The organism is Mesorhizobium sp. M7A.F.Ca.US.005.03.2.1, assembly GCF_003997795.1.
Classification (GTDB): Bacteria; Pseudomonadota; Alphaproteobacteria; order Rhizobiales; family Rhizobiaceae; genus Mesorhizobium; species Mesorhizobium ciceri.
On the sequence record NZ_RZRP01000862.1, the window covers coordinates 1 to 2,623 of the forward strand.

Annotated in this window: 1 protein-coding gene; it reads right to left on the reverse strand. The window is 63.8% G+C overall.

Going from position 1 to position 2,623, the window contains the following annotated elements; all coding sequences use genetic code 11:
- Positions 1-180 precede the first annotated feature (180 nt).
- Positions 181-2,623: pyruvate, phosphate dikinase (gene ppdK / locus EN991_RS31605; protein WP_127370223.1), on the reverse strand; the 2,443-nt coding region annotated here is incomplete at its 5' end.

Genomic DNA, 2,623 nt, shown 5'->3' on the forward strand with positions numbered 1-2,623 from the left:
CCTATGAACTTGGTTTGAATGACCAGGATCGAGCGGAGCGGCGCGGGAGAGATCTGCAGCATCTGTTTCCGGGAGCAATTTGCGGATGGCCGCAAATTGGGCAGGAACAATGTCGAGATTACGCGACGCCGCCAGCACGTTCGCGTGAATTGTCTTACAAAACGGTAAGCTGGATGGATCCTATCCGCGGCCTGTTTTCGCAACCAGCACCGCTGCCTGCGCTGCCGCCAGCCTGGCGATCGGCACGCGATAGGGCGAACAGGACACGTAGTCGAGGCCGACCTCTTCGCAAAAGCGGATCGAGGCCGGATCGCCGCCATGTTCGCCGCAAATGCCGAGCTTGATGTCGGGCCGCGTCGCCTTGCCCTTTTGCGCGGCCATGCGCACCAGTTCGCCGACGCCCTCGATGTCGAGCGAGACGAACGGGTCCTGATCGATAATGCCCTTCTGGCGGTAGGTTTCCAGGAACGAGGCCGCATCGTCGCGCGAAATGCCGAAGGTCGTCTGGGTCAGGTCGTTGGTGCCGAAGGAGAAGAATTCGGCTGATTCTGCAATGACATGCGCGCGGATGGCGGCGCGGGGAAGCTCGATCATCGTGCCAGTGAGATAGTCGATCTTGACGCCGGTTTCCTCCATGACGCTCTTGGCAACCGCATCGATGCGCGCCTTGACGTAATCGAGCTCCTTCACCAGGCCGACGAGCGGCACCATGATCTCGGGGACCACCAGGGCGCCGGCCTTCCTGCCGGCCTCCACGGCCGCCTCGAAAATGGCCCGTGCCTGCATCTCGGCGATCTCGGGGTAGGAGACGGCCAGGCGGCAGCCACGATGGCCGAGCATCGGGTTGAACTCGTGCAGCGCCTCGGTGCGCTGCCTGAGCTTGTCGGGCGACACGTTCATGGCGGCGGCGACCTCGGCGATTTCAGCCTCGGTCTTGGGCAGGAATTCGTGCAGCGGCGGATCGAGCAGTCGGATCGTCACCGGCAGGCCGGCCATGATCTCGAACAGTTCGAGGAAATCCGAGCGCTGCATGGGCAGAAGCTTGGCGAGTGCGGCGCGCCGGTCCTTTTCGGTGTCGGCCAGGATCATCTCGCGCATGGCGACGATGCGGTCGCCGTCGAAGAACATGTGCTCCGTGCGGCAAAGCCCGATGCCTTCGGCGCCGAAGGAGCGCGCCATGCGCGCATCGAGCGGTGTTTCGGCATTGGTGCGCACCTTCATGCGCCGCACCGCGTCCGCCCATTCCATGATGGCGGCAAAATCGCCTGACAGTTCAGGCTGCAGCATGGCAACCGCGCCCTTCAGCACCTGGCCGTTGCCGCCATCGATGGTGATGATGTCGCCTTTGCGGAAGGTCTGCCCCATCGAGAGCAGCGTGCCGGCCCTGTAGTCGACGCGCAGCGAGCCGGCACCCGAGACGCAAGGCTTGCCCATGCCGCGCGCCACCACCGCGGCGTGGCTGGTCATGCCGCCGCGCGTGGTCAGGATGCCTTCCGCCGCATGCATGCCGTGGATGTCTTCGGGACTGGTTTCGATGCGCACCAGGATCGCCTTGCGCCCTTGTGTCTTCAAGTCCTCGGCGTCAGCTGAGGAAAAGACGATCTCGCCGGTAGCGGCACCGGGCGAGGCCGGCAGTCCGATGCCGATGACGTCGCGCGCGGCCTTGGGGTCGATGGTGGGATGCAGCAACTGGTCGAGCGAGGCCGGGTCGATACGGGCAACGGCTTCCTCTTTCGTGATCAGCCTGTCCTGCGCCATCTCGACGGCAATTTTCAGCGCCGCCTTGGCGGTGCGCTTGCCGGAGCGGGTCTGCAGCATCCACAATTTGCCGCGCTCGATGGTGAATTCGAGATCCTGCATGTCGCGGTAGTGCTTCTCCAGACTATCGGAGATGGTGACGAAGGACTGGAACGCGTCAGGCATCAGCTTCTGCAGCGACGGCTTGTCCGAGCCTGCTGCGATACGCGCCGCTTCGGTGATGTTCTGCGGCGTGCGGATGCCGGCAACGACGTCCTCGCCCTGCGCGTTCACCAGGAACTCGCCATAGAGCATCTTTTCGCCGGTCGACGGGTTGCGCGTGAAGGCAACGCCGGTGGCCGAGGTTTCGCCCATATTGCCGAACACCATGGCCTGGACGTTGACCGCCGTGCCCCAGCTTTCGGGAATATCGTGCAGGCGGCGATAGGTGATGGCGCGGTTGTTCATCCAGCTCGAGAACACGGCTGATATCGCGCCCCAGAGCTGCTCATGCGGATCCTGCGGAAACGGCCTGCCAAGCTCTTCCTCGACTTTGGCCTTGTAGAGCGCGATGACGCCCTGCCATTCGAGCGCCGTCAGTTCGGTGTCGAGCTCGTGCCCGAGACCGCCCTTCTGGTCCTCCAGGATTTCCTCGAACACTTCGTGGTCGAGACCCATGACGACATCGGAATACATCTGGATGAAGCGGCGGTAGCTGTCATAGGCAAAGCGCGCATCGCCGGAATCGGCGGCCAGCGCCTCGACCGTCTCGTCGTTCAGGCCGAGATTGAGGACGGTGTCCATCATGCCGGGCATCGAGGCGCGAGCGCCGGAACGCACCGACACCAGCAGCAGTTTCGACGGGTCGCCGAACCGACGACCGGTC